Origin of the sequence: Pseudomonas sp. RIT-PI-a, from assembly GCF_001187875.1 — a bacterium.
GTDB lineage: Bacteria > Pseudomonadota > Gammaproteobacteria > Pseudomonadales > Pseudomonadaceae > Aquipseudomonas > Aquipseudomonas coleopterorum.
This window is the reverse complement of record NZ_LGIR01000035.1, coordinates 23,404-47,495: the sequence shown is the minus strand read 5'-3', so window position 1 is coordinate 47,495 and position 24,092 is coordinate 23,404. Positions and strand designations below refer to the sequence as shown.

At 61.7% G+C, this 24,092-nt stretch carries 24 protein-coding genes and 1 tRNA gene; 11 read left to right on the top strand and 14 right to left on the bottom strand.

Going from position 1 to position 24,092, the window contains the following annotated elements; translation table 11 throughout:
- Positions 1 to 647 precede the first annotated feature (647 nt).
- Positions 648 to 1,016: a c-type cytochrome gene (locus AC788_RS21085; protein ID WP_049862506.1), complete on the bottom strand. Its 369-nt coding sequence runs from the start codon at positions 1,014 to 1,016 to the stop codon at positions 648 to 650.
- A 125-nt stretch (positions 1,017 to 1,141) separates the two neighbouring features.
- On the opposite strand from AC788_RS21085, the gene ampC reads away from it, so the two are divergent.
- Both ampC and AC788_RS21075 read left to right on the top strand, forming a co-directional pair.
- Entirely contained in the window at positions 1,142 to 2,290 is a 1,149-nt protein-coding gene (gene ampC, locus AC788_RS21080; RefSeq protein ID WP_049862505.1) for a class C beta-lactamase, read from the top strand.
- 71 nt (positions 2,291 to 2,361) lie between these two features.
- Positions 2,362 to 2,922 carry a hypothetical protein gene (locus AC788_RS21075; RefSeq protein WP_049862504.1) on the top strand — a complete coding sequence of 187 codons (561 nt, stop codon included), beginning with the start codon at positions 2,362 to 2,364 and terminating at the stop codon, positions 2,920 to 2,922.
- Positions 2,923 to 3,165: 243 nt separating this feature from the next.
- Here AC788_RS21075 and AC788_RS21070 read toward each other — a convergent pair whose 3' ends face one another.
- From AC788_RS21070 to AC788_RS21035, 8 genes are all read right to left on the bottom strand, one after another.
- Positions 3,166 to 4,458 carry a sensor histidine kinase gene (locus AC788_RS21070; RefSeq protein ID WP_049862511.1) on the bottom strand — a complete coding sequence of 431 codons (1,293 nt, stop codon included), beginning with the start codon at positions 4,456 to 4,458 and terminating at the stop codon, positions 3,166 to 3,168.
- Between the two features lie 144 nt (positions 4,459 to 4,602).
- A tRNA-Val gene (locus AC788_RS21065) sits at positions 4,603 to 4,679 on the bottom strand.
- A gap of 104 nt (positions 4,680 to 4,783) precedes the next feature.
- Complete coding sequence (locus AC788_RS21060) at positions 4,784 to 5,452, bottom strand: UPF0149 family protein (RefSeq protein WP_049862503.1); 669 nt, start codon at positions 5,450 to 5,452, stop codon at positions 4,784 to 4,786.
- Positions 5,453 to 5,531: 79 nt separating this feature from the next.
- On the bottom strand, positions 5,532 to 6,518 hold the full coding sequence (locus tag AC788_RS21055) for an asparaginase (protein WP_049862502.1): 987 nt from the start codon (positions 6,516 to 6,518) through the stop codon (positions 5,532 to 5,534).
- Between the two features lie 13 nt (positions 6,519 to 6,531).
- A complete protein-coding gene (locus AC788_RS21050) occupies positions 6,532 to 7,722 on the bottom strand; it encodes a hypothetical protein (RefSeq protein WP_049862501.1) in 1,191 nt (396 codons plus the stop codon).
- Positions 7,723 to 7,734: 12 nt separating this feature from the next.
- Positions 7,735 to 8,628, bottom strand: coding sequence for a nitrilase family protein (locus AC788_RS21045; RefSeq protein WP_049862500.1), 894 nt, complete (start codon positions 8,626 to 8,628; stop codon positions 7,735 to 7,737).
- Positions 8,629 to 8,774: 146 nt separating this feature from the next.
- Complete coding sequence (locus AC788_RS21040) at positions 8,775 to 10,715, bottom strand: flavin monoamine oxidase family protein (RefSeq protein ID WP_049862499.1); 1,941 nt, start codon at positions 10,713 to 10,715, stop codon at positions 8,775 to 8,777.
- A 206-nt stretch (positions 10,716 to 10,921) separates the two neighbouring features.
- On the bottom strand, positions 10,922 to 11,905 hold the full coding sequence (locus AC788_RS21035; RefSeq protein WP_049862498.1) for a 2-hydroxyacid dehydrogenase: 984 nt from the start codon (positions 11,903 to 11,905) through the stop codon (positions 10,922 to 10,924).
- A gap of 198 nt (positions 11,906 to 12,103) precedes the next feature.
- On the opposite strand from AC788_RS21035, the gene AC788_RS21030 reads away from it, so the two are divergent.
- Positions 12,104 to 12,985 carry an alpha/beta hydrolase gene (locus AC788_RS21030; RefSeq protein WP_049862497.1) on the top strand — a complete coding sequence of 294 codons (882 nt, stop codon included), beginning with the start codon at positions 12,104 to 12,106 and terminating at the stop codon, positions 12,983 to 12,985.
- Between the two features lie 104 nt (positions 12,986 to 13,089).
- A complete protein-coding gene (locus AC788_RS21025) occupies positions 13,090 to 14,001 on the top strand; it encodes a formate/nitrite transporter family protein (RefSeq protein WP_049862496.1) in 912 nt (303 codons plus the stop codon).
- Positions 14,002 to 14,013: 12 nt separating this feature from the next.
- Here the strand turns inward: AC788_RS21025 and AC788_RS21020 are convergent, their stop codons facing one another.
- Complete coding sequence (locus tag AC788_RS21020) at positions 14,014 to 15,093, bottom strand: MBL fold metallo-hydrolase (RefSeq protein WP_049862495.1); 1,080 nt, start codon at positions 15,091 to 15,093, stop codon at positions 14,014 to 14,016.
- 187 nt (positions 15,094 to 15,280) lie between these two features.
- Here AC788_RS21020 and AC788_RS21015 point away from each other — a divergent pair, with 187 nt between their 5' ends.
- The 4 genes from AC788_RS21015 (at position 15,281) to AC788_RS21000 (ending at position 19,536) form a co-directional block, all read left to right on the top strand.
- Positions 15,281 to 17,410: a putative bifunctional diguanylate cyclase/phosphodiesterase gene (locus AC788_RS21015; protein ID WP_049862494.1), complete on the top strand. Its 2,130-nt coding sequence runs from the start codon at positions 15,281 to 15,283 to the stop codon at positions 17,408 to 17,410.
- Positions 17,411 to 17,522: 112 nt separating this feature from the next.
- A complete protein-coding gene (locus AC788_RS21010) occupies positions 17,523 to 18,710 on the top strand; it encodes a GAF domain-containing sensor histidine kinase (RefSeq protein WP_049862493.1) in 1,188 nt (395 codons plus the stop codon).
- A gap of 98 nt (positions 18,711 to 18,808) precedes the next feature.
- A complete protein-coding gene (locus tag AC788_RS21005) occupies positions 18,809 to 19,210 on the top strand; it encodes a YidH family protein (RefSeq protein WP_049862492.1) in 402 nt (133 codons plus the stop codon).
- Entirely contained in the window at positions 19,207 to 19,536 is a 330-nt protein-coding gene (locus AC788_RS21000; protein WP_049862491.1) for a DUF202 domain-containing protein, read from the top strand. Before AC788_RS21005 ends, AC788_RS21000 begins: the two co-directional genes overlap by 4 nt.
- A 20-nt stretch (positions 19,537 to 19,556) precedes the next feature.
- Here the strand turns inward: AC788_RS21000 and AC788_RS20995 are convergent, their stop codons facing one another.
- Positions 19,557 to 20,192 carry a DUF998 domain-containing protein gene (locus tag AC788_RS20995; RefSeq protein WP_082223741.1) on the bottom strand — a complete coding sequence of 212 codons (636 nt, stop codon included), beginning with the start codon at positions 20,190 to 20,192 and terminating at the stop codon, positions 19,557 to 19,559.
- Between the two features lie 119 nt (positions 20,193 to 20,311).
- On the opposite strand from AC788_RS20995, the gene AC788_RS20990 reads away from it, so the two are divergent.
- Positions 20,312 to 20,725, top strand: coding sequence for a GNAT family N-acetyltransferase (locus AC788_RS20990; protein ID WP_152965782.1), 414 nt, complete (start codon positions 20,312 to 20,314; stop codon positions 20,723 to 20,725).
- Positions 20,726 to 20,735: 10 nt separating this feature from the next.
- Here the strand turns inward: AC788_RS20990 and AC788_RS20985 are convergent, their stop codons facing one another.
- Positions 20,736 to 21,713 carry a YihY/virulence factor BrkB family protein gene (locus tag AC788_RS20985; RefSeq protein WP_049862490.1) on the bottom strand — a complete coding sequence of 326 codons (978 nt, stop codon included), beginning with the start codon at positions 21,711 to 21,713 and terminating at the stop codon, positions 20,736 to 20,738.
- Positions 21,714 to 21,950: 237 nt separating this feature from the next.
- Positions 21,951 to 22,142 (bottom strand): CsbD family protein, encoded by a 192-nt coding sequence (locus AC788_RS20980; RefSeq protein WP_049862489.1) that lies wholly within the window; start codon positions 22,140 to 22,142, stop codon positions 21,951 to 21,953.
- Between the two features lie 215 nt (positions 22,143 to 22,357).
- Between AC788_RS20980 and AC788_RS20975 the strand changes: the two genes are divergently transcribed.
- A complete protein-coding gene (locus tag AC788_RS20975) occupies positions 22,358 to 22,738 on the top strand; it encodes a hypothetical protein (protein ID WP_049862488.1) in 381 nt (126 codons plus the stop codon).
- A 21-nt stretch (positions 22,739 to 22,759) separates the two neighbouring features.
- Here the strand turns inward: AC788_RS20975 and AC788_RS20970 are convergent, their stop codons facing one another.
- Positions 22,760 to 23,596: a CvfB family protein gene (locus AC788_RS20970; RefSeq protein ID WP_049862487.1), complete on the bottom strand. Its 837-nt coding sequence runs from the start codon at positions 23,594 to 23,596 to the stop codon at positions 22,760 to 22,762.
- Between the two features lie 220 nt (positions 23,597 to 23,816).
- Between AC788_RS20970 and AC788_RS20965 the strand changes: the two genes are divergently transcribed.
- Entirely contained in the window at positions 23,817 to 24,005 is a 189-nt protein-coding gene (locus AC788_RS20965) for a hypothetical protein (RefSeq protein WP_177327984.1), read from the top strand.
- Positions 24,006 to 24,092 lie beyond the last annotated feature (87 nt).

Here is a 24,092-nt window from a genome sequence, read left to right as displayed (position 1 = left end):
GCTGATAATCTTGTTGACTAACAGTCTTAACTCACAAGCACCCACACGAATTGCTTGATTCAATTGTTAAAGAGCGGTGGGTTGATTCTTTCGTCTCAACCGAGGCGCGCATTCTACGCTGGCCTCATATTCTGTCAAGCGTTTATTTTGAAGTTTTTTGAGAATCTCGAACAACTTCAACCGCTTGCGCTTTCGATTGCTCGTCAGCGGGAGGCGCATATTACAAGATTTTGCAGAGGAGTCAACAACACGCGGGAAGTTTTTTACGGCTGTGGATCAATTGACCATTTGGCGCCTTACGGTCCTGGTGGAACCAGCTCGCACTCAGGTCGACTCGACTCCAACTGGCACAGGTGCTGCCGCCTTGGGTCGCCCATGGGCAGTTCACGGTACGCGGCCGGCCCCTTGCGCCAGGGATCCGGCGTATTCATTCCATTGTGCGGGTACTGCCCGCTCGGTGCACAGGCCACAAGACACAACGTTGCCACCCCGATCAATACTGTCACCTTCGCCATTCAGTCCTCCGTGATGGAAGCGCTCAATGATACGAAGACGGGCCAGACTGCCAAGGGTGGGGTTTCATACTCAACTGTAGGATGCCGCCTAAATGTCAGTCCCCTGCCCAATCCCACCGCGTGGTACCTGTCCTACGGATTACTCTTGAGGTACTCGAGCAGGTCAGCCATTTTTTGGTCGTTGCCGAACCACCACAGGCGCATCTTGGTGCCGGGCACTACATCGCTGGGTGCCTCGACGAAGGCTGCGATCTTCTCGGGAGTCCAGACAATGCCCGAGTTCTTCATTTCGGCTGAATAGCTGTAGTCGTTCGTGCTTCCCGCGGGACGGCCGATCACTCCGTTGAGTTGCGGGCCGAAGGCGGCCTGGGCTCCCCGGCCAACCTTGTGGCAGCCACCACAGTTCTTTTCGAATGTGGCCCGACCGGCCACAGCGTCGCCTGCGGCGTGGGCGTACAACGGAGCCAGCAGTGCCAGAAGCATGCAGGTTGTTGATTTCATGATTCCTCGCGGCGTTTTCACAGACGCCCCATCATAGCGGCTGGCACGGGAAAGCGAGATGCCGGGATAATAGAGCGTCTAGACAGAGACAATCAGTACCGATCAAAACGACAAAGGAGTCATTCATGGGTAGATCCCGCACACTCATGACCATTGGATGCCTGGTTGCATTCGCGACGGCGTGGACGGGGACAAGCGTCCAGGCTGCGCCATCCGCAGTCGAAACCCTGGTCAAGGCTCGGGCCGAGTCCCTGATGAGTCAGTACAACATCGCCGGCATGGCGATCGCGGTGACCGATGGGCGTCAACAGATGTTCTTCAACTATGGACTGGCTTCACGAGAGGCACGGACACCTGTCACTGCAGACACATTGTTCGAGCTGGGCTCGATCAGCAAGACCTTCACTGCCGCCTTGGCCGCCTATGCACAGGCCAATGGCAAGCTGTCATTGAGCGATCATCCTGGCCAATATCTGCCAGCGTTACGCGGCACACCGCTGGATCAGGTGACGCTGGCCGACCTGGGCACTCACAGTGCTGGCGGATTCCCTTTGCAACTGCCGGATGACATCCAGAACGATGCGCAACTGATGACGTACTTTCGCAACTGGCGACCCAGCTATGCGCCGGGTACCCAGCGCAGCTATGCGAACCCCAGCATCGGCCTGCTCGGACTGATCGCTGCCAAAAGCATGGATGTTTCCTTCGCCCAGGCTGTGCACGACACACTGCTTCCGGCCCTGGGCCTTGCCCATACCTATCTGGATGTACCCGCCGACCAGTTGCCGTTGTATGCGCAGGGTTACGACAAACAAGATCAGCCCGTACGGCTGAATCCTGCGGTACTGGCCGATGAGGCCTATGGTTTCAAGTCCAGTGCCCGAGACATGCTTCACTACCTGCAGGCACAGATGGGTACGGTGACGGTTCCGGCGAAACTTCGTGAAGCGCTGAAGGCCACGCAGCAGGGCTACTTCAGGGTAGGCGGCATGACGCAGGGACTGATCTGGGAACAATACGGCTATCCAGTCGCTCTCGACACCCTGGTGCAAGGCAACTCCAACGCAGTGGCCTTGACCACCCAGCCTACAAGTCCGCTGCAGCCGCTGGACGAGGTATGGATCAACAAGACGGGAGCCACCAACGGGTTTGGTGGGTATGTGGCGTTCGTACCGTCGAAGAAAATCGGCGTGGTTGTGCTGGCCAACAAGAATTACCCGAACGAAGCACGAGTCAGGTTCGCTCATGAGCTGGTGCAGGCGCTGGACAAGTAAGGTTCACACGCGTTCTCAAGCTAATGGGTCTGGAGTAGGATCCCACTCCTGACCCTATTGGAGTTTCGTCAATGCGCCGCACCTGCCTGTTTCTCGCTTTAACGCTGGGCCTGGCCAATGTGGCCTGGGCCGCCAAGCCAGCACCGAGCGCGCCGAAGACACAGACCGTCAAGACGCTTGATGGCAAATTCATGTTTACCCTGCCAGCTGGCTATACCGTCAACCCACTGCCTCCTGCGGATCCGAAAAGCGATGCGGCGGGCGCCAAGGGGATGATGTACATGAACGACAGTGAGAAACGTGTGGTGGTGACCACCGAACTACCCATTCCAAAGGGTGGGCATGCCGCCGACAACGACGATGAATTCCTGACCGGCGCCACCGCCGGCTTCATCGAACAGCAGGCAAGTGCACTGCCTGATTTCAAGAAAACGGCCGAGAAGCGCATCACCTTGCGCAAGCTGGGTGTGGAGCAGATAGACAGCACTGCGACCATGGGTGGCGGTGCAACCATGACCACCACCTTTGTGGCCGGATCAGGCCAGACCATGTCGGTCGTCCAGGTGATTTCCCGTGCCAGCGATGCGAGTGGTCACGCCGCCATGGTCAAGCGGATCGTGGCAGGCAAGTAACCTGATCTGCCATCGCGGCAGACAAGTCCTGCCGCGATGTGAGAGAAAAACTGCGCCCAACAAAAAACCCGCCGAAGCGGGTTTTTTGTCTAGCCATTCCAACATCCTGTCAGCAGCTTCCTTGCAATGGCCGGTCGTCCATGACCCTGAGTCGTATCCTTCGTCTCAGTTAGTGAGGCTAGAATACTGCTGTGGTGAAGATCGCAATAGAGGCGATTGTAGCCACCGCGTGTAAGCGATTGGCTATACCGTTTCCGTGCGACGCAGCCAGAGGGTGACTGTGGTGCCCTCGCCCGCTCGGCTTTCGATCCGTGCGATGCCATCGGCACTCAAGGCAAAGCCGTATACCTGCGACAAACCCAGCCCCGTGCCCTGCCCTGAGCCCTTGGTGGTATAGAAGGGTTCGAAAACCTGAGCCAGTACGTCTTCAGGGATGCCTGGTCCGTCGTCGGCAACGCTCAGGCAAAGGTAGTCACCATCGGTCAGCTGCGCGTCGCCGCGGACCGCTCGCAGACAGGTTGCAACTCGAATCTGTCCGGCACCGCGCAGGGCATCGCGGGCATTCACCAGCAGGTTGAGCAAGGCGGCGTCCAGTTGATGGGCGTCGCACATCACTGCCTGGGCGGGCGCCTGCAGATCCAGCAGCACCTGGATAGTGGCGCCCAGCGCGCGGCCGAACAGATCGCTGTTGTGCTCGATCCGCTCGTCGAGCTTCACCGCGTGCACGCTGGGCTCTTCGCGACGGGCAAAAGCGAGCAGGTGGTGGATCAGTTGGGCGCCCTGCCGCACGGCCTGCAAACCGATCTCGGTGAGGCGCTCGACTTCCACGGGCTTGCGTGCCTTGATACGGGTCATTTGCAGGCTGGCACTGACCGCTTGCAGCAGATTGTTGAAGTCGTGGGCGATGCCGGCGGTGAGCTGACCCAACGAGGATATGCGTTGGGCATGTCGCAAGGTCGACAAGGTTTGCTGCTGCTCACCCAGCACATTGTCCAACTGACGGGACAGGGCAAGGGTTTGTTTCTCGCGCTCTTCATTGAGCAGGCGCAGCTCCAGTTGTGCTGCGGTCTGCCTTGCCAAGGCCTGCAGGGCATTGCACTGCGACACCTCCAGCGTGCGCGGCACGGTGTCGATGACGCAGACGGTGCCCAGTGCCGAGCCCTGGCGCGTGATGATCGGCGCGCCAGCATAGAAACGAATGTAGGGCGGGCCCAAGACGAGCGGGCTCTCCTTGAAGCGCGGGTCGAGATGGGTGTCCGGCACTATCATCACGGCATCGGGCGCCAGAATGGCATGGGCGCAGAACGCCAGATCGCGGTGGGTCTGGGAAACGTCGAGCCCTACACAGGCCTTGAACCACTGACGTTCGCGGTCCACCAGCGACACCAGGCCAATGGGCGTTGCGCACAGCTGCGTTGCCAATTGGACGATATCGTCGAAACCAGGCTCCGGAGGACTGTCCAGCACACTCAGATGCTCGAGCGCAGCCAGACGTTCGGACTCGTCGATAGGCGATGGGGCCGGGCTGTGAGTCATGCAATGGGCCAAGTCGAGGAAATGATCGGAATAATGCGCGCCACAGGCCATTGGGGCAAGTGCGTGCAAGCCTATTGCGCGTAAACGAAAAAGGGCGACCCTTTCGGATCGCCCTTCTGCACCGCCCAGCAGAGCGGATTTGTTTGGTAGGCGCGATTGGACTCGAACCAACGACCCCCACCATGTCAAGGTGGTGCTCTAACCAACTGAGCTACGTGCCTGCTGTGGCGCGCAATTCTACGGATTGACGCGCCGCTGTCAACGGCAATTTGCCGCCAATGGTAAAAAAATCACCCACTTGCAATCGGTGCGCAGTGTTCGATCCTCAATGCAGGCAGCACTGCTTGAATTTCTTGCCACTGCCGCACGGGCAGGGATCGTTGCGCCCGGCTTTGGTTTCGGCGATGACCGGGGTGTTGCTCGGACGACGCTCGAACCAATACTGGTGCAGACGGATCGCGGCCATCTGGATCATTTCCATGGCTTCTTCGGCATCCAGCTCTTCGCCCGAACCGTCGCGTTTGAGCAGGTCGACGCCCTGTGTGTGCAAGGTGATCAGCGCGAGCAGGTCTTGTTCCTGGTCGGGCATATCAAGCCAGCTGCCGCCCACCACGACACCGCGCTCGTAGCCGTAGCACCAGTCCTCGACGCTGACGACTTCCTCATCGTCGAACAGATTGAAGATCGGCGCGAAGTTTTCGAAGTCTTCCTCCAGCAGCATGGCCAGTTGGTTCATGTGCTGGATGAGCAGATCGAAGAATTTCTGGAACTGCTTGTCGTCCTTGAAGACCGGCAGTTGGTCGGGACCACCCCACAGCGCTGCGTACCAGTCGTCGAAGGCGATCGCCTGTGGACCTGAAACGATGGCCGCAAAGAAACCGTCGAGCTCGGAAATGCTGCCGACCGATGTTTCGCTGGCGTATTGCCCCAGCACCTCTTCCACGTAATCCAGTTGTTCGTCGGTCAGCGCGTCGTTGCTGATGTTGTAGGCCATGGTCTGCTCGATCGGGTCATCAAAAGAATGCTCGCATTGTAGCCGCCAGCGTCGACGATGTCCCCGGATCTGCCGCGGCCTAGTCGCCCAAGTGAGCGAGGTAGGCTTGCAGGGCGCCCTGCTGGCCGCTGCCGAGCAGGGTCCAAAGCAGGATCCTGCACTTGCGTGGGCAGAGAAAGCTGCCCATGACTGCACCCTTGGCTTGCAGATCGATTTCGCCGCCGACAAAGCCGTAGCTGCCACTGGCGGTGGGACCCTGGCCGGTGCGGGTAGCGACTATCACCGGCAGGTGCTGGGCAATGGCCTGCAAGCAGGTGGCCCAGCGCTGCGAAACATGACCAGCGCCAAAGCCGGCAATGACCAGGCCTTGATACCCGACGTCGACGACCCTGTCGAGCAAGAGGGTGTCTGCATCCAACGCTGCTTCCAGAAGCAACACGCTGTGATCGGTTCGAGTGGGATACGGCACACAGTGGCGAGCCGGGGGTGGAGCGGCGTAATGCACCTGGTTTTCGACCATCAGTCCAACCGGGCCGAAGGGCGACGAGGCGAAGGCATCCATTGCCAAGGCGGCGACCTTGCGTACTCGCGATGCGGCGTGCACTTGATCGTTGATCACCACCAGCACGCCACGACCACGACTGCGTTCAGCCAGCGCCACTTGCCCTGCGGCGAGGAGGTTGGCCGGGCCGTCGGCACCGCAATGGGATGCCGCGCGCATGGCGCCGGTCAGGACCAGGGGCTCGTCCAGATCCCAGAGCAGGTCGAGAAAGAATGCGGCCTCCTCCAAGGTGTCGGTACCCTGGCTGATGACCACGCCCACCGAACCGGCGGCGATGCAGCCGCGTGCCCAATCCAGGGCATCGAGCAACGCCTGGAAGCTCAGGGAGGCGCTGGGCAACAGGTTCAGCGTGTGCACCTGAACCTCGGCCAGAGACGTGAGTTGCGGCAGCAGATCCACCATGCCCTGCCCGCTCAGGCTGGGCTGAACACCTGCACCAGTGGGCTGGGCCTGCATGCTGATGGTGCCGCCCAGGGCACCTACGGACAGTTTGGGTAGAGCCATGGGCGGTTCTCCGTCAAAGGTTGGGACTGCCGATGATCAGGCCGATCAGTGGCAGGATGAGCAAGGTGCTGATAGCCATGGACAGCACGTTACCGATGTAGCCATGCATATAGGACGGTAACCGCTGACTGATGGCGACGGCCAGTGGCGGCGCCAGCAATGCGCCCAGTGCGGCACTGAGGATGATCACCGGCAGGCTGCCACCATGGACCAGAATCGCGGCGGGGGCTACCGAGACCACGGGTATGTAGGTCGGGTACCAGCCGCGGGCTATCCATTGATGACGCCAGATGAGCACGCCCAGTGCCGAGGCAAGGGTTTGCGCCGCCAACAACTGCAACAGCCAGCCGGAACCGTAGAACGGGCTGGCCGGATTGAGCATCAGGGCCAGCAGCGCGCCCAGCACCAACCCCAGGCTGGCCCACTCGTTGCCGAAGAACGGCGCCTCGGAGAAGTCGGCAAGGATGCGCCGGAAGGTCCAGCGCACCCCGTAGTCCGGGGTCGCGGCCACCACCGGTGGCGCTGTCGAGGGCGTCGCATCGGGCTTCACCAGGGCCGGGAAGCGTTTGCACAGCAGGAAGCCGATGACGCTGCCCACTGCCATGCCCGTGACATTGCCGATCACCACCGGCAAGGCCAGCGGGGTGCACACGTACTTGACGATCAACAGGCAGGCTGGCGTGATCAGCACGGCGCCCATGACGGCTCCAGTGAGCGCCACACGCCAGCCACGGCCGAACAGCAGTACGGTGGCCGCCGGCATGGAAACGAAGGCGACGAAGGTTGGCTGCCAGGTATCGGCCGACAGCGTCCAGCCCCAGAGCAGGTTGCCCAGGCCCAGACCCAGCAGCGAACTGGTCACCACCCATGGCCACAGGCCGGTGCCGTAGCAGATTGCGAAACCCTGCCAGCGTTTGCCGGTGCGATTGGCCCACCAGCCCAGCCCGGCGCCGGCGAGCAGGCCGATGGAGGCGAACTCGTGTTTGTAGAACGCCACTTCGCTGATATCACCGACTATCCAGCGCCACCAGGCCGCCGGATGGTGGAGGTTAGCCATCATGTCGCCATAGCCGGGCCACAGCGCATCGACAGCCAGCAGCTTGCCGCTGATCACGGTCAGCGTGATCGCCAGAGACAGCACCAGCAAACCTGTCAGAGTCCCGCTGGATGCGCGCGTTGGTGTGTCGTGCAGAGAGGTATCCATGGACAGTCCTCCTCAGCGCGGCAATGCAGCATGGCGGTCATAGCCCAGCATCGAGCCGTACAGGTCGACCCGGCGGTCGCGTGGAAGATCATTGAGGCTGTTCCAGATCGGTGCGCTGCGTGCCGAGACCAGGTCGATGTCGGCAAAGAGGATAGTTTCCTCTTCGGCGCCGGCCACTTCGCTGAGCGGCCAACCGTTGGTGCCGGCTATCAACGAGCAGCCGAGGAAGCGATCGCCGCGGTCGGTGCCGATGCGGTTGGCGGCGGCGATGAAGGTGTTGTTGACGTGGGCGGCGGTGATGGTCAGGTAAGACGCCATGCATTTGCCGGTTTCATCGAACAGCGGCGGTGGCGTCCAGACCCAGTTGTTCAGGCTGCAGATGATGTCGGCTCCTTGCAGGCTGAGCAGACGTGGTACTTCCGGGAACCAGACGTCCCAGCAGATCATCAGGCCGATGCGCCCGATGGGCGTCTCGAACACTGGAAAGCCGAGGTCACCGGGACTGAACCAGAGCTTTTCCAGGTTCCACAGATGCGCCTTGCGGTACTTGCCGATGAAACCATCGGGGCCGACCAACACGGCGCAGTCGTAGAGCTTGTGACCGTCACGCTCTGCCAGGCCAGCGGCAAGGTAGACCGAGTGTTCGCGCGCAAACTCGATCCAGGCCTGAGCACTGGGTCCTTCAGGCACTGTCTCGGCCAACGCGAACGCTTCTTCGCGGTTGCGGAAGGCGTAGCCGGTGTTGGCCAATTCGGGCAGCACGATCAACTGGGCACCTTCGGCCACGGCGCGCTGGGCCAGATGCAGGCTATGGGAGAGGTTGAACGTGCGGTGGTCGACACCGCATTGCGGATCGAACTGAACGACAGCGACCCGCACGGGGCTGATAGCGGAAGCAGAGGACATGGAGGCACCTTTTTGTTGTTTTTGGATTGCCTCCGCATAGAAACGCATTCGTCTGGGTTAAAAAACAGGACGATTCCCAAGCTGGTGTAGGAGTAATCCTGCCAACCGTACAAAGTCGTTCAATACGCCTACGGACTCGATCGGATTCAGGACTCAGTGCCATACCGAGGGTAATGGGACAGATCGAATCCGCCGTTGAACGCTACACCTTGGTTGGCGCAGAGGTTGATCACCGCATCGACGGCCCCGCGCATGGCCGGCTCGGTCCAGCCGGCGTCGACCGAAAAGGACTCACCCGCCAGGTACAGCCCAGATCGAGCACTGTAGTCGCGGTTGTAGCTCATCAGGCCGACTGCATCCTGGTAGGCCCCGGCGCGGTAGAGCTTGGCGCAGCCCAGGGCATTGCGGTCCGTGACCCAGCGCTGCACGCACGCGTTGGCGGTGTCGATGAACGGAGAAATACGTGAACCGACATTACTGCAGCGCAGCAGGATGCGGTCCAGCTCGCGAATGCACTTGTCGACCAGCTCGGCATCGCTGAAAGCCGCCAGCTTGGTCGCATCGTCCTCCCAGGTGTAGCTGAGCAGGATGCAGTCGTAGGCATAGTTGTCGTTGTAGCGGTAAGCATAGACGTCGTGTACGAAACTGTCGGTGACGAGGATCTGCGGGATGTCACGATGGGCCGACAGAAAGGTTTTCTTCAGCGGGGCGTAGACTTTACAGCTGGTTTCCCAATGCGCGGTCTTGTAGGCATTGATGGTGGCCTGGGGGAGCATGGCCGAGGTGAAGCCTTCCACCTGGATTCGTGTTTCGAGGATCCAGGAGGGCACCGTGACGATGACCGAGTCGAACTGCTCCGTGATTTGCCGGCTGGCCAGTGCGTCGCTTTGATGCCAGCGGTAGCCCACTTCTATGCTGCCATCGGCCAGTCGGGTGAGGCGATTCACGGGGCTGTCGGTGATCAGGCCGGCAGGCTGCTGGCGCAATCGCTCGTAAGGCGAGCGAGCGCCCTCTTCCAGGGGCATGAACATCAGGCACTCATCCAGCGCGGCCAGACCCAGGTAGCGCGGTGTGGCGAACGCCACGCCCTTGGAGTCGGTCACGGCTTGCTCAGCTTGGAAAGGAGCTGGTAGCGGGTTGCCTTGGCCATCGACGCGGCCATGCACCAGTTGCAGGTGACTGCTGAAGCCGAAGATCGCAGTGCGCAGCGGGTACAGGCTGCAGACGTCGTAGAAGGCGCCCCAACTGCCGTCGCCTATGCCGATGGCGTAGAAAATCGAAGACTCGTCGGCCGACATGCCCAGCCCGCCGAAGTCTCCTGGGTTGCCGGGATCCCAGGCGGTGATGGCGGCAGAGCGAACCAGCTCGCGGAATGGCACATGCTGGTAGCGCGTGACGATGGCAGACCACAGGGCCGGCCATGCTTGGCTGCCAAACACGGCGGCGACCTGCGTTGCCATCCGCTCGGCGAACAGCTTCCATTTCTGGTAGACGGCCTGCAACACGGCGGTGGGCGGGGGGGTATTGCCGTCGAGGTTATTCCAGACCAGCAACCGAGGTTCGCCCTCCCCCATCAGTTGGCCTTCGTGCAGATAAATACCAGTGGAGCGCACGAAGGGCGTGCCGGGATTCGGGAAGTCCGAGGTTTTGAGGTCGTATAGCCCTGAGTAGTACGCCATCAATGAGCGGCCCTGCGCGGGTGCCTCGCCCGTGCGATTGAAAAAGGGCATGCGCATGGCGCCCATTTCGAAAGGCGTGGAGGGCGCTGTGGATTGCGGACCGTCCAGGTGCACGGTCAGATGACGTCCGCCGAGGCGGCGCGACTGCTCGATCAAGGTGATGCGTTCGAAGCCGCAGCGCAGCAGTTCGCGGGCTGCCACCAAGCCTGCGACACCCGCGCCGATGATGCAGATGCGGTGTTGTGCGTTACCGCCGCGAGCAATGCCGCCGGTTTGCTCGAGCAGACGACGGTAGTCGAAACACAGATCCGGAGGGTTGGGAAAACGAGCGGCCCAAGGCAGGCTGGCGGCGGTTTGCAAGGTGGCCGCGATGTCGGCGGGATGGTTGTGGGATGAGCCAATGGTCATAAACGACAGTCCTTGTCGGTCAGCTTGAGGAGGCGTCAGTGTGCGAAGCCGTGGTGCGTCCAGGCAGAGGGATTGGGGGGCTGCGGTGTAGGAAGGATTTGGGGCGTATGTGGGAAGCAGGTGCGGTGGTTCAGGGAGGTTGCGGTGTGGCCGGACGCGGCTCGCGCCGCTGCTACAGGGGGCCGGGTGTGTCGCCGCGTCGGGAGTTAGACGGGACGGGGGTTTGTAACGACGTTCTGGAGGGGCTGGCCTTGGTGCAGGCGGTTGATGTTGGCGGCGATGAAGGCGTAGCGGCGTTCGAAGAGGCCCTGGGTCCAGCCGGAGGCGTGGGGCGTGCAATAGGCATTGGGGAGGTCTTCGAAGCGGTGGTGAGCGGGTGCGACCGGGTCGGTATCGCCGCTGGGGTAGCGGTACCAGACATCCAGGTAGGCCTTGGCGATGAGGTGGTCGCGCAGGGCGTGGTACAACGCATCCTCATCGACCACGGCGGCGCGGGCGATGTTGATCAGTACGGCATCAGGGCGCATCGCAGCGAATTGGGCGACCGCGAAGGAACCGCGGGTACGCTCGTCCAACGGGCAGGTCAGGATGACGAAATCGGCACGGGGCAGCACCTGGTCAAGCTCAGCGGGTGTGTACGCTTCATCCATCGGGCCGTCCACTCGTCCACCTTTGGCGCGTGCGGAAATGGCGATGACGTGCAGGCCGAATGCTTGGGCTCGGCTGGCAACGGCGTGGCCGATGCGGCCAAAGCCGACGATGACCACGGTCTTGCCGAACAGCTCGCCGCGCGGTTGGCGTTTCAGGTAGGCGTGCGTCCATTGCTCGGTACTGAAGCGAGCTCGCAGGGCCGCCAGTTCGACCTGGTGTTCGAGCATGCAGGCCAAGGCGTATTCGGCCATGGGAATTTCATGCTCGAACACATTGCAGACGGTTGCGCCGGCGGGCAGCGCGGTGAAATCGATGCCATCCAGCCCGGCACCGGGCACGTGCAGCAAACGAAAGGCCGGAGCCGGGCTACGCCGCTGGAAACGCATCGAGACCACTACGTCGGCACCTTCGATCTGATCGTCCCAGGCGTCCGATTCGTGGGCCTCGCGGGGCAGCGCGACGAACTGCGTCGGGAAATCCAGGGCTGCGGAGAGCGCCTCGCGATGTGTTGCGGCCTCCCCCACCATCACGATTTTCATGTGTTGTCCTTTTTATTGAAACGCCGCCTGCGACGGCGGCGCGATCATCGGTAGTCGATGGACAGTAGAAGATCGTCCTGCCGATGGCAACCGGGTGGCTGCCTACGCCAGCGCTGACACCACTTGAAACCAATTCGCGAGGGAACAGCGTCGGGCCCGTTCAGGTCCAGTGCAGAGACCCGCTTGGAGTTTGCATGCATGGCAACACCTACCACCGCGCCCCGTCGCCGGCGCTGGCTTCCCTTTCTGCTGCTGGCGCTGGCGATCGGTGTCGGCCTGCCCTACGGTTGTTCGCAACTGGCCTACAAAGAGCGGCAGTTATTGTTCAACATCGAGCCAGGCACGGCCAGCTGGTACGCAGGCTTGCCTTCGGGCGTCACCGAATTGCAGATTCCAGTGGAGAAGGCCCTGAGCAGTACCCAGTACTTGCATGCCTGGTGGTGGCCGGCGCCGCGCGCCGATGCACCGGCGGTGCTATACCTGCACGGTACACGCTGGAACCTGACCGCACAGGTGCGCCGCATCAGCCAGCTGCGCGAGCTGGGTTTCTCGGTGCTGGCCATCGATTACCGCGGATTCGGCGAAAGCCCCGGCGATCTGCCATCCGAGCGCACCGTGTACCAGGACGCCCAGGCTGCCTGGCAGCGCCTGGTGCAGTTGCAGCCCAAAGCCGAGCGACGCTTCATCTATGGTCATTCGCTGGGCGGCGCGATCGCGGTGGATCTGGCAGAGCATCTGGCCGAGGGCAGTGAGCCGAAAGCAGCCGGACTGATCGTGGAGTCGACCTTCACCGACCTGGCTGCTGCAGCAGCGGCGGTGGCCAACACTTCGCTGCCGGTGCGCTGGATCATGTCGGAGAAATTCGATTCCATCGACAAGATCGGTGATATCAAGATTCCGGTGCTGATCGTTCATGGCCTGGACGACCGTTATGTGCCGCCGCGTTTCAGCCAGGAACTGTTCGATGCCGCGGCCGAACCCAAGCGGTTGCTGCTGGTGCCCGGCGGTACGCACAACAACAGCATGACCCTGGGCAGCCAGGCGTATGCCAAGGCGCTGCGCGAGGTATTCGGCCTGTAGCCGATGTCTGGCGGGCGGTGACGCAACTTATTCAGTGCCTTGAAGGTCTGTGCTGTGGCAGCCGTGCACCCGGCACGCGCGCCACCGCATTCGCAGGAATCTCCATGGAAAAGCACGAACCCCGCCTTGATGCCCCTGAAGAAGACGGCAAGACGCCTGGCCTGTCGGCCGACGAAAAAGAAGAGGTCCATGAGAACCAGCCGCCCCGCGCGGCGGTGTTGCATGAAACCATCCGCATACAGGGCGACCATGAACTGGAGCGTACCGTAGCCGCCCTGTTCTGGTCGGCCCTGGCCGCCGGCCTGACCATGGGCCTGTCGCTGATGGCCATGGGACTGTTCAACTCCCGTCTGCCCGCAGGCGAGGCCAGCAAGGTCATCTCCAGCCTGGGTTACTCGGCCGGCTTTCTTGCAGTGATTCTTGCACGCCAGCAACTGTTCACCGAGAACACCCTGACCGCCGTATTGCCGGTCATGAGCAAGCCGAGCCCAGGCAATTTCGGACGGCTGTTCAAACTCTGGGGCGTGGTACTGGGCGGTAACCTGATGGGGACCTTGCTGGTGTCCTACGTCATGCTGCATTTGCCGATCTTCGATACCAAGACCGACGAGGCCTTTCTCGAAATTGGGCGCAAGGTCATGGAAAACGACCTGTCGCAGATGTTTTCCAAGGGCATCATCTCCGGTTGGATGATCGCCACCATGGTCTGGATGATCCCGTCGCAGGAAAGCGCGAAGATGTGGATCATCATCCTCGTCACTTACCTGATGGCGCTGGGCGATTTCACCCACATCGTGGTGGGCTCGGCAGAGGTGTCCTACCTGGTGTGGGCTGGCGAGCTGGACTGGAAGGCCTTCTGGCTCGATTTCGCGGCACCGACCCTGGCAGGCAACATCATCGGCGGCAGCTTCATCTTCGCCCTGATCGCCCATGCGCAGATCAGAAGCGAAAGCGGTCTGCCACCCAAGGATGGCGGCAAGGGCAAGTCACGCAAGGAACCCAACGCCGACGTCTGATGCCTTGACCGGTCAAGGTGTGACTGCGGAAGCCGGGGAATCGACTTGCTCCCACCAGTGCTCGCCGAGTCGAGGCTGACGCAGATCGATGCGCTCTCCCATGCGCGGCGTGCTCAACGGCACGCCCTTGGCCTGGGCCAGCGCGCTGATGCGGTCGAAGGGTTCGTGCCAGTCATGGATCGAAAGGTCGAAGGTGCCGTTGTGCACCGGCAGCAGGGTCTTGCCGCGTACATCCAGGTGCGCCTGCAGCGTTTCTTCGGGCTGCATGTGCACGTTCGGCCAGGCGACATTGTAGGCGCCGGTTTCCATCAGGGTCAGGTCGAACGGGCCGAAACGCTCGCCGATCTGTTTGAAACCTGGGAAATAACCGGTATCGCCGCTGAAGAACAGACGAAAGCCCTGGTCGATGATCACCCACGACGCCCACAGCGTGCTGTTGCTGTCGAACAGGCTACGGCCCGAGAAATGCTGCGCGGGCGTCGCCACCAGACGCAAGCCGCCGACCTGGGTTTCTTGCCACCAGTCCAGTTGACGAACCTTGCTGGCCGGTACGCCCCACTCGAGCAATCGGTCACCTACGCCCAAGGTGGTCAGGAAATACTCGCTCTTGCCGGCCAGCGCCTTGATCGCGTGTTCGTCCAGATGGTCGTAGTGGTCGTGGGACAGGATGACCGCCTTGATCGGCGGCAGGTCGGCAATGCTGATCGGTGGTTGGTGAAAGCGTAGAGGACCGGCCCACTGTACCGGGGAGGCTCGTTCTGAAAACACCGGATCGGTCAGCAGAAACTCCCCACCCATCTTCAGCAGCACGGTGGAGTGCCCCAACCGCCAGAGGCTGTAGTCCGGCGCCGCCAGCAGTTGGTCGCGCGACAGTTGCTCCACCGGCAGCGGCGCCTGCGGGCGGGTGCCGGGTGGCTTGCTCAGCAGCAGGTACTTGATACCGATGCGCAGTTTCTTCATGAAGCCGTCCTTGGGCAGGACCACCTGATTGCGATACTGGCCGTCCTCGCGCAACGAGGCGGGCAATTCTTCGGCATTGGGCGAAAACGACGTCATAAGTGCAAGCACTCCGAAAAGCAGTGGAATTCTCATGCAGCCCTCGGGTTGAAAGGTGCGTGCTACAGCATACGCTTTCGGCCTGCCGTGCGAAGTGAGAGTTCCGGCCCGATCGGTGAGGCGGATTCCGGTGACCGGCGCCTGGTCGTTCGAGGGGAACCATGGCCCGAAGTCACACGTCCAGATGGGACCCGGAAATATCTGTTCGCAGGGACCGCTGCCCATGAATGCTGTTGATGCCGCCAATGCCTCACGCTACTCACGCCACACACGGGTTCTGGTGCTGGCGTTCGTTCTGCCCATCCTTGCCTGTGTGCTGATCATCGGCGGTGCCGTACTCGGTATTCCCACTGCGTCGGAGCCTGCCAATGGCTTATCGGCCCAGACAACTGCAACCCAGTCTGCCAGCGTGGAGCGAGACCTGGGCGAAAACAGTGGCCGGCCCGTGATCTCGCTCGACGATGCCGGCGCCGGCTTGCCCGTGCAGGCCTCGCCACCGGGTGGCGAACCCTGGTGGTCCATGTCGCTGCCGACGCTTGCTGCGCTGCTGCTGGCCGTGCTGATCTTTTCCGGTGCACTGTTGCGCAAGACCTTGCGCAGCTTGCGTGACATCGATCAGGACCATGCTCGGTTGCAGCACGAATACGAGGCCCTGCGGTGCAGCGATGAGCGACTGCGCGCGTTGGCCGACGCCTCTTCGGACTGGATATGGGAAACCGACGCGTTTTTGCGTGTCAGCTACCTTTCCGCAAGCTTCACCACCGCAACCGGTTTGGCGCGGGATGTGTGGCTGGGCCAGCCGGTCGAGCTGCTATTGCAGTGCGAAACCCTTCCGGCTGGCCAGTGGCTGCAGCAACTGGGTGACGGCTCGTCAGGTGTCGGGCATCTGCGCTGCAGCTATCGCGACAGCATCGGCCAGACCCGCCACTGCCGCATCGTCGCCTGCCCTATCGTGCATGATGGGCAGATTGCAGGCTACCGCGGCACGGTGCTCGACATCACCGATCAGGTCGGCGCCCAGGCTCAGCTCGCTCATCGCTCGACCCACGATGCGGTGACGGGGCTGGGAGACGAGCATGCCCTGACGCGGTTTCTCGATCAGACCCTGGCCGATCGTCTTCGTCCTGTGCCCTTGACCCTGTTGCTGCTGGACCTGACCGGTTTCGAGCAGCTGGGCGAAACCTTGGGGCAACCTGCGCTCGACTGCATCCTGCGTACGGTCGCCGGTCGTCTTCGCGACAGCACACGTAGCAATGATCTGGTGACCCGTCTGCGGGATGGGCAATTCATGATCGTGCTCGCCAGCATCGACGTGATGATCGAGATCGAGCGTTTCTGCCAGCGCCTGATCGATAATATACAAAGGCCCATCGTGCACGGCGTGAAGCAATTGCAGGTGGGGGTGAACATCGGCGTGGTCCATGATCATCCCAGCCGGGGAGACGCCCGCGAGTGGATCGGTTGCGCTCAGCTCGCCTTAGGCGAAGCACAGGCGCAAGGCCCCGGCTACTGGCAGCATTTCGCGCCTGCGCTGGACCGCCAGCAGCACCTTCGGCAGTTGGAAACCGATCTGCGCTCCGCCCTTCAGCATGACCAATTGCTGCTGCACTTCCAGCCACGGTACAGCGCCGACGGTGATCGGGTGATTGCCGTCGAGGCACTGCTGCGCTGGCAGCACCCGGTCGAAGGAATGCTCACCTGCGACGCGTTTCTGCCTCTGGCCGAGCGCAGCGACCTGATCGTGCCCATCGAGCGCTGGCTGCTACGCGAAGCGTGCGCGGCGGCGCGGCACTGGCCGCAGTCGATTGCGGTGTCGGTGAGCCTGGCGCCAGCGTATTTCAGCCGCAGCGACGTCGCCCGCGATGTGCGCGATGCGTTGACCGACAGCCGCCTGCCGGCCAATCGCTTGCAGTTGCAAGTTGCCGAGCAGGTCATGCTGGGTTGTGCCGACGGCGCGATGGGGGCCCTTACGGCCTTGAAGGAATCAGGGGTGGGTTTGATACTCGACGAATTCGGCAGCGGTTATTGTTCGTTGGGGTATTTGCGCATTTACCCATTCGATGCCGTGAAGATCGACCCACGCTTCGTCGCCGGTCTGGTGAGCAACCCACAGGATCGCGGACTGGTGCGAGGCATCATCGACCTAGGTCGAGCCATGGGCGCAAGGGTAATCGGTGCGGGCGTCGGCACTGACCAACAGCTGCGGGCCTTGCAGGACGACCGCTGTGCGGAAGTCCAAGGCCTTTACCTCGGTGAGGCCATGGAGCCGGCAGCATTGACACCGCTGCTTCAGCAACAGGCCCACTTGCGCAGGTCACGACAAGGGCATCAAGCAGGTTTGCACGCCCGCTGATCGACAGGCTGTCCAACATTTTTTTACAGGCCCCGAACGCCTCGTTAGAATCGGGGCATCCCCGGACACGACCGTCAATGGTCCCGGCCTGCGCAACCACAGTGGACACCTCATGGGCACGACTGCAGCAGCCGACATAGCCACCATCGCGCGCATCGACGCGGTCCCTTCCATATTGCAGGTCATCTGCGAAACCACAGGCTTGCGCTTCGCCGCCGTTGCCCGTGTGACCGAAAATGCCTGGACCACCTGCGCGGTGCTCGACAATATCGGGTTGGGCCTGGAAGTCGGCGACGGGCTGGACGTGACCACGACCTTGTGTCAAGAGATCCGCACCAGCCATCAGACCGTGATCATCGACAAGGTCAGCGAAGACGAGGTGTATTGCAACCACCCCACGCCGCGCCTCTATCGTTTCGAAAGCTACATTGCCACGCCCGTCTTCCGGGCCGACGGCAGCTTCTTCGGCACGATCTGTGCGCTCGATCCGCGGCCCACCCGCCTCAGGGGCACCAGTATCGAGCCGATGATGGCGTCGTTCGCGCGCTTGCTGTCGCTGCAGATGGAGAACGAGGAGCGGCACCAGCGCACGGCCACTGCGCTGCTGGAGGAGCGGGAAATGGCCGACCTGCGCGACCAGTTCATCGCGGTGCTGGGCCATGACCTGCGTAATCCTTTGTTCGCGATCAACGCTGGCGCCGAGCTGTTGCAGCGACGGGTCGCCGATGAGCGCAGCGTGGGCATCGTCAAGCATATCCAGACCAGTGCACGCCGTGCCTCGCAACTGATCGAGGACGTTCTGGACTTCGCTCGCGGGCGATTGGGCGCCGGTATCGTGGTCGACCTGCAACCCGATGCCGACCTGACGCGCAGCCTGGAACATGTGGTCTCGGAGCTGCAGCGCATCCACCCCGAGCGGGTCATCTCGATGGATGTCGACGATTTGCAGGGCGTGCTGTGCGACAAGGAGCGCATTGGCCAGTTGCTCTCGAACCTGGTGTCCAACGCCATCATTCACGGTGCGCCGGACAGCGATGTGCGCGTCAGCGGTCGTCTGTCCAATCAGGAGTTCACGCTGGCGGTGCATAACCAGGGGCCGGCGATCGCCGAAAACGTGCGAGCGCAACTGTTCAAGCCATTCGCTCGGCCCAGCGTGCGCAGTCCGCGCGGCGGCCTTGGGCTGGGCTTGTACATCGCCTACCAGATTGCATTGGCCCACGACGGCCGACTCGAAGTCAGCTCCAGCGATGAAGGCGGTACCGAATTCGTCTTCCACCTGCCCGTGGTCACCGCCGCCTGAGCCCGTTGCCGTTCGAGCGCCTGCGCGGATGAAAGTGCACGGCCCGACGGGCGACGGTGGTAGCATCGCCCTACTTCCACACCCTGCCTGGCAACCACATGGCGAGACCTGACCCCGGGATCCCCCCTCAGCACGGCGAGCGAAGCGCGCGACAGCTGCGCCTGCTCAAAGGCGGCAGCGAGCCCGACCCCCGCTTCACTCTGGCCAACGAACGCACCTTTCTGGCCTGGATCCGTACGGCATTGGCGCTGATGGCCGGTGGCATCGCCGTCGAGGCGTTCACCGCGGACGTCTTCGCGCCGGAGTTTCGCAAGACCCTGGCGGTCATCCTGTTGCTGCTGGGCATGCTGCTCAGTGCCAGCGCCAGCCTGCGCTGGCTGAACGTGGAGCGGGCCATGCGGCACAAGCAACCGCTGCCCATTCCGCTGCTGGTGCCGCTGCTGTCGATTGGCGGTGCCCTGGTCACGGCCGCCTTGATTGCCTTTGTGGTATTGCGATGAGCCTGCCTCAGGCAGGCCATCAGGATGAAGGCCTGCAGCCCGAACGCCCCTTGCTGGCCTGGGGACGGCCGCTGCTGGCGATGCGGGTGGCGAGCCTGTTCTTTCTGCGCGGGATGCCCCCCCACGGCCGTTTTGCCGGGGCCCTGATGGCCCTGCCGCTGATGGCGGCGCGGGCGATCTGGTTGAGCCGGCGCCGCCGTTACCGCTGCCGTGTCGAAGGGATCAGTCGTGCATGCTTTCCGGCCGACGTGACCGGGGTGCTCGGCCTGGGCAGCATGGTCACACTGATCGGCGCTGCGGCCATCTGGATCACCTTGATGACTTGAGCCATGATGACCTGAGCCGTTCAGAGCTGCCCGCTGCGGTCGTCCTTGAACAGCGCCCAGGCCAGCCCGGCGATCCACAACAGCGAGGCAAAGTAATTGACCCGCTGGAACAGCCCGAAACCACGACCCACGTCCATGGCAGCTGCCATCCACGGCAGGCAGCCCAAAGCGAACAGGCTGCACACCAGGGACAGCCAGACAAGCCCCTTGCGGCCTTCGCGGCGTGCCACGAAAATCCACAATGCACTGGCCAGCAACAAGCTCGCGGACATGATCACGCTGGCGATGGTGTGCAGGTTCTGCTGCATCGACGGGTATTCCAGCGAACAGCCGTTATCACAGGAAAAGTAGCCGGCAGCCAGGCTGGCAAGACCGTGCACAATGACCAGCGAAGCGCTCAGACGCGCCAGCCGCAGATGGGCATGACGCATGTACAGGCCAATGCCGAACGCGATCAACAACACACCCAGCGGGAAGTGAGCGAGCCAGGGCCAGAGCGCGTGGGTGGGCGCATCGATGGCGCCCAGCAAGCCCATGGCCTGATTGACATGGCTGTACCCCGGATACAGGCTGCCGGCCACGATAAGCGCGATGGCCAGCCAAAGGGGCGTGATCAGGCCGGCCAGATAGAGTGGATTGCGAATCGGCTGCTGCACAGCGCATCTCCGTCATAAAAAAGAGGCCCGGACCTTACTACAGCGTCGGTGCCGTCACGAAGCAATTTTTCCCGCGATCGGGTAAACCGGACGCTTTGGTAATAGCAGGACACATTTGCGTGGAATTCATCGAATTACTGCCCCAGGCAAGACCGCTGCTGGACAAGTTCTACAAGCTGCAACGAAGTCGCATGCGCAGTGTGGGGAATGCGCGCTGGTGGGTGGCACGCGACAGCGAGATCATCGCGGCGGCGAACTTCATGCCGATATCCGGCGGTCATTGGCTGACCGGGCTTCACGTGGCAATCGCGCATCGCAACAAGGGCTACGGCCGAGGTCTGCTCAATGGGGCTCAAGCCTCGCTGGGTGGACCGGTATGGTTGTTCTGCGCACCTGAGCTGCACGATTACTATCGACGAGCTGGCTTGGAGGAGGCTGTCACGCTGCCATCCGAGTTGGCCCAACGCCTGGAACGCTACAGGGCCAGCAAGGACTTGCTGGCCCTGGTGAGGGCCGAGGCGGCCACCGCCTGACAGCGTCGACTCAGGGTTGCGGGCGAGGAACCACTGTGGACGGTGTGGCAGGTTCCGGGCGCAAGTCCTTTTCACCACTGGGCTGGGTGGCCGTCTGGTCCACCGCCGGAGCCTGTTCATCCGGGTCCTTGGCGCCCTTGTCCTTGCCCTCGGCCGACATGTGTTCGATCACCGCATTCATCTCAGCGCCCAGCAACAGCACGGCCGAAGAGATATAGAAATACAGGAGCAACACGATGATCGCGCCGATGCTGCCGTACATGGCGTTGTAGTCAGCGAAGGTCTTCACGTAATAGGCAAAGCCCAGCGAGGCGACGATCCAGACCACCACCGCGAGCATCGAGCCTGGCGTGATGAAACGGAATTCCTGCTTCACGTCAGGCATCACGTAGTAGATCACTGCCACGGCGATCATCAGCAGGATAACGATCAGCGGCCAGCGCAGGATAGTCCACAGGGTGACGATGAAGTCTTCCATGCCGATCTGCCCGGCCAGCCACTGCATGACCTGCGGACCGGTGACCATCAGGGCCGCCACGCACAACAGCATGCCGGCCAAGCCGATGGTGTAGAAAATCGAGAGCGGAATGCGCTTCCAGGCCGGACGCTCCTCGACCACATCGTAGGCGGCGTTCATGGCGCTCATGGTCAGGCGCACACCTGCCGAGGCGGTCCACAGCGCAACCACGATACCGATGGAAAGCAAGCCGCCCTTGGACTGCTGCAACTGGTCGATGACCGGATTGACCTGTTCCAGCGCCTGGGGCGGCAGGACCAGATCGGCTTGCAGGCGCATCCAGGTGAAGAAATCGGGTAAATGCAGGAAACCGATCAGGGCGATCAGGAACAGCAGAAAGGGGAACAGGGAAAACAGCATCTGGTAAGCCAGCGCCGAAGCATAGGTCGGCATTTCGTCGTCGACGAATTCCTTGACTGTGCGAACCATGACCTTCATGAAAGGCAGGTTATGCATGTGGGGAAATAACATAGCGTCTCCTTGCGCCACTCAACCTTCGAATACGCCGCCTGGGTGGGTGCAGAACATGATTGGATCAGGCAACTGCAGCAAGGCGTGTTGCGGCCCGGCAGCTCAGAGCCGGCTTTCTACCGCAAAGCCGCAGGAAAAACGACAGTCAGAGTATGTACGTCCGTGTCTGCCCAATAGCACAACGGCCATCGATAGATGACCGTTGGTAAACCTCATTCAAGCAGAGAACACTCTACTTCAGGGTTTTTTCACAGTGTCTTTGACGGCGTTTTTCACGTCGCCTTCGACTTGCTGTGCTTCGCCTTTCTTCTCTTGAACTGCGCCTTTAACCTGCAGTTCTTCGTTACCGGTGACCTTGCCGACGCCTTGCTTGATGTTACCAACGGCTTCGTTGGCCACGCCTTTGATCTTGTCTGAAGTGCCGCTCATGATAAGTCTCCTGGTCATTTAGGAATGTCTTGTCTCGACACAAGAATTGACCGACGTCGGGTCGCCAGAGTTTCAAATTATTTTGCGCGGCAAAAGACGCCGCGGTCATCTGGCAGACACCGGCGGTTGGTCGGAGCTTTATGTTCCAGCGATTTGCCCGCAGAATGCCGGTCGGATTCGGTCAGTGCCGAAGCGTCATACCAGTAGGAATTTTCATGAAACTCGACAAACCCCAAGCCATCGCCCGTCGCAACAAGGAACTGGGTGGCGCGGTGCTCGGCGTCAACAACTGCCATTTCGCCTTGCTGGACCCAAAGCGCAACATCTGGTGGTTCGACATTCCGGTGGCCCGCCTGCAGATCGGCCAGTACGAATGGATTCACCTGCTGCTGCACACCCCTGCCAGCGATCAGCTGCTGCACGTGAAAGTGACGACCGCCTTCCTGCGCGAGCACATCGAAGGCCTGGTGGTGCGCAACGCCGGCAAGCGCAAGTCGACCGTCAGCCTGGAGCTGAGCGCCGACAAGGATTCGTTTCTCAAGGACGTACGCCCCGCTGGCAGCGGCGTCGGCTTCGCGCCGTTCCTGCAGCCCTGACAGCGGGCTGCGCAACGGGCATCAGACCAGTTCGATGCGGTCGGCGTGGATGACGATCTGGCCGTCCTTGTAGAGGGCGCCGATGGCTTTCTTGAAGTTGCCCTTGCTGACGCCGAACAGGTCGCTGATCAGTTGCGGATCGCTCTTGTCGCTGACCGGCAGCGTGCCCTGGTTGGCGCGCAGCTTGTCGAGGATCTGGGCGTTCAGGCTGCTGGCCAGCTGGGCACCGACCGGCTGCAGGCTCAGGGCGATCTTGCCGTCGCTGCGCAGTTCCTTGATGTAGCCCTTCTCCTGCTTGCCCGAGCGCAGGAACTTGAACACTTCGTTCTTGTGGATCAAGCCCCAGTGGGCGTTGTTGATGATGGCCTTGAAACCCATGTCGGTTTCTTCGACCACCAGCAGATCGACTTCCTGACCCACCTGATAGGCCGGCGGCACTTTGTCCAGATAGCGGTCCAGGCGCGCGGTGGCGGTGATGCGGCGGGTGCGCTTGTCCAGGTACACGTGCACGACGCAGTACTCGCCGGCTTTCATCTGGCGTTTTTCTTCGGAAAACGGCAGGAGCAGGTCCTTGGGCAGGCCCCAGTCGAGGAAGACCCCGATGCTGTTGATTTCAACGACCTTGAGACTGGCGAACTCGCCGACCTGCACCTTGGGCTTTTCGGTGGTGGCCAGCAGCTTGTCTTCGCTGTCCAGGTACACGAAGACGTTCAGCCAGTCTTCGTCTTCGCTGGGAATATCCTTGGGGATGTAGCGGTTGGGCAGCAGGATCTCGCCGTCCGCGCCGCCATCCAGGTACAGACCGAAGTCTGTGTGTTTAACCACTTGCAATGCGTTGTAGCGCCCGACTAAAGCCATTTCGAATATTCCTCGTCACCTGGCTGGGCATTCTACCCGAGAACCCTTCGGCTCGCTGCGCAAGGCGTCCGATGCGCCGTTGGCGCCGAGGTAGTTGGTGCGCCAGATCCTTGATTTCAAAGGGCTGCGGCGGCATCGATCGGCACCACTGGTCCGTGCGGTCAGCCGGGAATGGATAAATCATGTACAATGCCTGGCCATATTAATTTTTGACAGGTTAATGGCAGCCATGCGCGTTAAAGCATCCAACAGCAAAGTCAAGCCCGCCCCCGCCGTTGAAACCAGCGAATCGATCAACGAACAGATCGCCGCGTTTCTCAAGTCCGGTGGCGAGATCCAGCAGATTGCCAAGGGCGTGAGCGGCCAGACCTTCACCCCGTCCAAGCACATCAGCCTAGGCAAGAAGTAAGTTTGCAGCCCGGCCGCCGCGCCGGGCAAAACTTCCGCATCCTGTTTCTCCCCGCATCACCCTTGTCCCCTCGAATCGACGAATGGC

What these genes read in the sequence shown, in the direction of transcription:
- AC788_RS20985 (WP_049862490.1), bottom strand. Translation starts at nt 21,713, where the DNA reads ATGTTATTTCCCCACATGCATAACCTGCCTTTCATGAAGGTCATGGTT.
- AC788_RS21045 (WP_049862500.1), bottom strand. Translation starts at nt 8,628, where the DNA reads ATGTCCTCTGCTTCCGCTATCAGCCCCGTGCGGGTCGCTGTCGTTCAG.
- AC788_RS21020 (WP_049862495.1), bottom strand. Translation starts at nt 15,093, where the DNA reads ATGAGAATTCCACTGCTTTTCGGAGTGCTTGCACTTATGACGTCGTTT.
- AC788_RS21070 (WP_049862511.1), bottom strand. Translation starts at nt 4,458, where the DNA reads ATGACTCACAGCCCGGCCCCATCGCCTATCGACGAGTCCGAACGTCTG.
- AC788_RS21030 (WP_049862497.1), top strand. Translation starts at nt 12,104, where the DNA reads ATGGCAACACCTACCACCGCGCCCCGTCGCCGGCGCTGGCTTCCCTTT.
- AC788_RS21075 (WP_049862504.1), top strand. Translation starts at nt 2,362, where the DNA reads ATGCGCCGCACCTGCCTGTTTCTCGCTTTAACGCTGGGCCTGGCCAAT.
- AC788_RS20980 (WP_049862489.1), bottom strand. Translation starts at nt 22,142, where the DNA reads ATGAGCGGCACTTCAGACAAGATCAAAGGCGTGGCCAACGAAGCCGTT.
- AC788_RS21005 (WP_049862492.1), top strand. Translation starts at nt 18,809, where the DNA reads ATGGCGAGACCTGACCCCGGGATCCCCCCTCAGCACGGCGAGCGAAGC.
- AC788_RS21050 (WP_049862501.1), bottom strand. Translation starts at nt 7,722, where the DNA reads ATGGATACCTCTCTGCACGACACACCAACGCGCGCATCCAGCGGGACT.
- AC788_RS21055 (WP_049862502.1), bottom strand. Translation starts at nt 6,518, where the DNA reads ATGGCTCTACCCAAACTGTCCGTAGGTGCCCTGGGCGGCACCATCAGC.
- AC788_RS21025 (WP_049862496.1), top strand. Translation starts at nt 13,090, where the DNA reads ATGGAAAAGCACGAACCCCGCCTTGATGCCCCTGAAGAAGACGGCAAG.
- AC788_RS21035 (WP_049862498.1), bottom strand. Translation starts at nt 11,905, where the DNA reads ATGAAAATCGTGATGGTGGGGGAGGCCGCAACACATCGCGAGGCGCTC.
- AC788_RS20970 (WP_049862487.1), bottom strand. Translation starts at nt 23,596, where the DNA reads ATGGCTTTAGTCGGGCGCTACAACGCATTGCAAGTGGTTAAACACACA.
- AC788_RS21085 (WP_049862506.1), bottom strand. Translation starts at nt 1,016, where the DNA reads ATGAAATCAACAACCTGCATGCTTCTGGCACTGCTGGCTCCGTTGTAC.
- AC788_RS21010 (WP_049862493.1), top strand. Translation starts at nt 17,523, where the DNA reads ATGGGCACGACTGCAGCAGCCGACATAGCCACCATCGCGCGCATCGAC.
- AC788_RS21015 (WP_049862494.1), top strand. Translation starts at nt 15,281, where the DNA reads ATGAATGCTGTTGATGCCGCCAATGCCTCACGCTACTCACGCCACACA.
- AC788_RS21000 (WP_049862491.1), top strand. Translation starts at nt 19,207, where the DNA reads ATGAGCCTGCCTCAGGCAGGCCATCAGGATGAAGGCCTGCAGCCCGAA.
- AC788_RS20965 (WP_177327984.1), top strand. Translation starts at nt 23,817, where the DNA reads ATGGCAGCCATGCGCGTTAAAGCATCCAACAGCAAAGTCAAGCCCGCC.
- AC788_RS21040 (WP_049862499.1), bottom strand. Translation starts at nt 10,715, where the DNA reads ATGACCATTGGCTCATCCCACAACCATCCCGCCGACATCGCGGCCACC.
- AC788_RS21060 (WP_049862503.1), bottom strand. Translation starts at nt 5,452, where the DNA reads ATGGCCTACAACATCAGCAACGACGCGCTGACCGACGAACAACTGGAT.
- ampC (WP_049862505.1), top strand. Translation starts at nt 1,142, where the DNA reads ATGGGTAGATCCCGCACACTCATGACCATTGGATGCCTGGTTGCATTC.
- AC788_RS20975 (WP_049862488.1), top strand. Translation starts at nt 22,358, where the DNA reads ATGAAACTCGACAAACCCCAAGCCATCGCCCGTCGCAACAAGGAACTG.